Raw genomic sequence first — 4,815 nt, forward strand, 5'->3', positions numbered from 1 at the left:
TGGCGGCCCGCTAGCGCCGGGCTCGGCGATTATGCTGGAAGACCTTGAGGCTGCCGAGCGTCTGCACGGCGTGCGGGTCGGCGAGGGCGACATCCTGTTCGTGCGTAGCGGTGGTGGATCGGACAACACCTACAAGCACGGGACCGGCCTCCATGCCTCGTGCCTGCCGTGGCTGCGCGACCGGCGTGTGGCCGTGCTGAGCAGCGATTCCGACAACGACATCCATCCCACCCAGCCCGGCTTCGAGCGCTGGAGCGAGCCCATGCACATGGTGGGGATCGCCTACATGGGCCTCACGCTGCTCGACCAGACCGAGCTGGACGGAATCGTGGCCGCCAGTTCTTCGTGACCGTAGCGCCGTGGCGCATGAAGGGGGCCACCGGCTCGGCGGTGAACCCGTTGGCGATGTTCTAATCGCAGCTCTCTGGCGACGATACACAAGGTCATCAAACGCGGTCTTTGGTCCCAAGTCGACGCGATGGGATCGGCTGGCATTGGATGCGGCATTCGAGACGGATGAGGCACAGCGTGCGGGCCACACGAGCGAGGAAACGATAGCGGACATTCTTTCCGGGGCGTTCAGAAAACGCCGCCGCAGATGGAAGATAGCTCCGCCGCGTCAGGGCTAGGCTGGTGATTGCTGCTGTGGAATTTCACCCAATAAAATCAGCGTTCGCCGCACGGTGCGGAAAAACCTCCCGCAAGGGTCTAAGGATTGTTGACTCCCTTAGGGGCGTCGGCATCACCGACACCCCTGCGCAAAACTGCGCAGGCACAACTCGCATGCTAAAGTAGCCGCCAGCCCTGGGGGAGTTGCATCCTCGTCCAGGGTTAGGCCGGGCGGGCTCATCACCCTCGCCCGGCCGCCTTCCGGTAAGCCTTAATCGGGTTCCGATTTCGCGCGCAACGGACCGTGAACGCTGCTCTGGCCGTGGACAGTCCATAGGCAGGGATGTGACGAAGCGTAACGTCAGCCGACTGTGACGCTGCTAGCGCTGGCTGCCGCCCTAGTTGTTTGACGGGCCGGCGGTGCCAACAGGCGCCGGGGCGCGGTTCCCGTGGTGGAGTCATAATCCCCTGTCATCGCGAGGCGGAAATTAGGCCGCTAATTCGCGCTTCGGCGTTCGGGACTGTGTCGATAGCAAGCCCGGACGACGAAGCTCACTTACCCAGGTGCAAAGTTGATGAGCATTAAGTGCGCGGCGCTGGCATGTTTAAGCCGAGGCCAGCGGAAGCGAGATCCGCTGGGGTGGGGTGCCCGTAGTCCGGTTCTGTGGCGCCGGCCCACGAGGCGGCTGTGACCGCTCACCCGCGTTTGGCCTTCGGCGTCCGGGACAGACAGCTCATCTTTTCCTAGCTTGGTGAAACCCGGACGCCGAACCTCAACCATTGCTGCTTGCAATGCATTAGTGAAACGCAAACTGCGTTGTCGCTCGCGAAGGGTGCGTTCGCGATACGCAAGGCTCGGACGAACAGGAGACAGCCATGCCTGATCCGCGCGAGTTGGCGGGTGATGAGATGACGGCGTCACGAGCCGAAGTTGAATTTAATAGGGTGGTCGGAATTGCCAGCACGAGGCGGGACCGAGGCGAACTCTCGGCCGGCGCCTACGCTGTGATTCTCGACCGCGCGAGGAAATCCCGAGACGCCGCTAGTGATGATCTGGGGCGGCGTAGGACCGAGACGAAGGGCGGGCAGGTTCGGAGCGTGGGTGCGCCCCTCTGTCGCGAGCTTACTCCAACTGGTGAGCTTTTACCCTGCTCCTCGCTCACCGCCGGAGGAAGGCCATAAACCGATATTCGGCACGCCTAAAAATGAAGATCAGCGTGAAGGAAATGCAGAGATAGAGCACGGCCGCGATGCCGAAGGACCAGAAGGGTTCGTAGGTCGCCGAATTCGCGTCATTCGCAATTTTGAGGATATCCGGCACTGTCGCGGTAAAAGCCAGTGTCGTCGAGTGCAGCATGAGGATGACCTCGTTGCTGTACAGCGGCAGCGCCCGGCGCAGCGCGCTCGGGATGATGATGCGGCGGTAGAGGGTGAAGTTCGACATGCCGATCGCCCGCGCCGCCTCGATCTCTCCGAAGGCCGTGTCGCGCATCGCGCCCGCGAAAATCTGCGTCGTATAGGCCCCGGTATTGAGGCCGAATGCGAGTAGTGTGCAGTCTATGCCCTGGCGGAAGAAGGCGTTCAGAAAGCTCGTATGTTGGACGATGCTCAGGCTATAGACACCGGTGTAGATGATGAGCAGCTGCACATAGAGCGGCGTACCGGTGAAGACGAAAACATAGATCCAGACCGGCCCGCGGATGAAGAGGTTGCGAGCATTCCGCGCGATGGCGAGCGGCACAGCCAGGCAGAAGCCGATGATACAGGAAACCACCAGCAGCCACAGCGTCATCGCTACCCCGGTCATGGCGTAGCCGTCGGTATAGAGAAGAGGTCGCCAGTATTGCTGGATGATGTCGATCATAGCGCGGCTCTCCGCACGCCGATCGCGTAGCGCCTTTCGAGAAACAGGAGCGCGCCGTTCGAGGCGGTTGTCAGAATAAGATAGACGATGGCGGCCAGGACCGAGAAGAAAAAGGTCTGAAAGGTCGCCTTGCCCGCATCCTGCGTCGCCTTGATGATGTCGGACAAGCCGATGATGGAGACAAGCGCCGTTGCCTTTAGGATGACCTGCCAGTTATTGGCGAGGCCGGGCAAGGCATAGCGCATCATCTGCGGAAACAGGATACGACGGAAAGAATAAAATCGGCCCATACCGATGGCAAGCGCGGCCTCCATTTGCCCGCGGGGCACGGACATGAAGGCGCCGCGAAAGGTTTCGGTGAAATAGGCGCCATAGATGAAGCCGAGGGTGATGACACCGCTGGTGAAGGGATTGAGGTTGAATTGATCCAGCCCGAGCGCATCGGTCAGATCATTCAGCCAGATCTGCAAGCTATAGAAAAGCAGCAGCATGAGAACAAGATCAGGCACACCGCGAATGATCGTCGTATAGACGGTGGCGACCCCAACCGCTATTCGGCTACGGGAGAGTTTGGCGGAAGCGCCAAGAAGTCCGATGAGGAAGGAGGCCGCAAGACTGAGGATCGACAGTTCGATCGTCGTCAACGCGCCGTCAAGGATGGCCGGGCCATAGCCTGCGAGATTCATTCAACTCCTCCGAAAGCGGCCGTGCCCAGCACACAATGCCTGGCACGCCCTGTCACCCGCGATACGGCGGGCAATGGTCACGGGCCGCAGGCTTACGCAGTTGCGGCCCGGACCTCCGGATCAGCCTCAGTTCGCGCTGGCTTGGTAGATGTTGAAGTTAAAATATTTGGATTGCAGCTTGTCATAGGTGCCGTCCTTGTGGAGGGCGGCGATCGCCTCATCGATCTTTGCGAGCAGCTCTTTCTCGTTCTTGCGCACGCCGATCGCGACAAAGGAGCCGAGAACGTCCTTCGGATCATCGGTAATGTTGGAGACAAGCGCGTAGTCGGCGCCCTTCGGCGTCTTCAGGAAGCCGTAATCGGCTTCGACAGAATCCTGCAGCGACGCATCCAAGCGGCCGCTGAGAAGATCGGCATAGACCTGATCCTGACCAGGATAAGAGACGACCTTGACGCCGAACGGCTTCCAGTAGGCGTTGGCGTAGGATTCCTGGATGGTGCCGGCTTCGACGCCTACGGTCTTGCCCTTCAGGCCGTCGGCCGTCGCCGTGATCCCCGAACCCTTCTTGGCGATCAGGCTGGTCGGCTCATCGTACATTTGGGTGGAGAAGGAAATCGCCTTTTCGCGCTCCGCTGTCTTCGACATCGAAGAGAGGATGGCGTCAAACTTGCGCGCCTGAAGCGCAGGGATGATGCCGCTGAAAGTCTGCGACACGAACACGCACTTGACCTTTAGATAGCCGCAGATGGCGCGGCCCAGATCCATGTCGAAACCGACGAACTCACCGGAGGGCGACAAGCTCTCGAAGGGCGGATAGCTCGCATCGACGCCGAACTTGAGTTCGGTGAAGGCCTTGGCATGGGCCGGGCCCGTGCCGATAAGGCCGAGTATCATCGCCGCCAGCGCACCGGCAGCCAGAAGCTTCTTCATCAGGTAGTCTCCCTTTGGTCTTGCTAGCCTGGGCAAGGTCGCCCGATCAGCTGGATACCATTGAAAGCAGTATGCAAGCGGTAGGCCATTTGGGGAACGGGGGCGAAAGCCGATGCTATCGTCGCCGCCCTTCCGCCACTTAATGCACGCGACAGCAAGCAGATGTGTCGCGGCTAAGCTGCTCGGAATGGCCTTTTTGCAAAATGAGTAATCCGCTTGACAAGCCCAACCTGTTGTAGGGAACAATCAGGTTTTGCGAAAGATGTAAGCGAGCAATGGCTCTGGTGCAGCAGATGACGCAACCACCACGAGCATAACAGGGGAGGAGGCGCTACGTGTTCGCGACAGGCACAAAATTTCGGTCCGCATGAGGTTGCTGAAAGGCATTTCGCTGACTGCCCATGAGCATGACGTAATCGCTATCCTGGGCAGCGGCGGATCGGGCAAAAGCATCTTCCTGCGCTGCATCAATTTGCTGGAGATACCGACTTCTCAAAGGCGCGCTGATAAAGATGCGCCGCCGCCGTGACGGCGCGCAGGAAGCCGCAACATCGGCGGTGCTGTCTCAGGGCTTGGCGGCAGCCTCCAGCAGAATTTGCTGCTGAACAATCTGATCAATGGCGGCGGCAGCGGCGGGGGTCGCGATTGGGCTCTGACTCACTTTTGATGGATGTTGGGCTTACGCGGAGCCCATAACGCGCGCCTGAAGGAGATCTAGCTTTCCGC

At 60.2% G+C, this 4,815-nt stretch carries 4 protein-coding genes and 1 pseudogene; 2 read left to right on the forward strand and 3 right to left on the reverse strand.

What is annotated here, in order from left to right; genetic code table 11:
- Positions 1–349 (forward strand): cyclase family protein (locus GSQ92_RS22695; RefSeq protein WP_174247831.1); only part of this gene is annotated, 349 nt, incomplete at its 5' end.
- A gap of 1,419 nt (positions 350–1,768) precedes the next feature.
- On the opposite strand, the gene GSQ92_RS22700 is transcribed toward GSQ92_RS22695, so the two are convergent.
- The 3 genes from GSQ92_RS22700 to GSQ92_RS22710 form a co-directional block, all read right to left on the reverse strand.
- On the reverse strand, positions 1,769–2,473 hold the full coding sequence (locus tag GSQ92_RS22700; RefSeq protein ID WP_158805779.1) for an ABC transporter permease: 705 nt from the start codon (positions 2,471–2,473) through the stop codon (positions 1,769–1,771).
- Complete coding sequence (locus GSQ92_RS22705) at positions 2,470–3,159, reverse strand: ABC transporter permease (protein ID WP_159014084.1); 690 nt, start codon at positions 3,157–3,159, stop codon at positions 2,470–2,472. The genes GSQ92_RS22700 and GSQ92_RS22705 overlap by 4 nt, the downstream gene beginning before the upstream one ends.
- 126 nt (positions 3,160–3,285) lie before the next feature.
- On the reverse strand, positions 3,286–4,089 hold the full coding sequence (locus tag GSQ92_RS22710) for a transporter substrate-binding domain-containing protein (protein ID WP_158805777.1): 804 nt from the start codon (positions 4,087–4,089) through the stop codon (positions 3,286–3,288).
- Positions 4,090–4,456: 367 nt separating this feature from the next.
- Here GSQ92_RS22710 and GSQ92_RS22715 point away from each other — a divergent pair.
- A pseudogene (locus GSQ92_RS22715) lies at positions 4,457–4,576 on the forward strand (ATP-binding cassette domain-containing protein); the annotation flags it as partial.
- Between the last annotated feature and the right edge of the window lie 239 nt (positions 4,577–4,815).

Source organism: Acidisoma sp. S159, assembly GCF_009766125.1.
Taxonomy (GTDB): Bacteria; Pseudomonadota; Alphaproteobacteria; order Acetobacterales; family Acetobacteraceae; genus Acidisoma.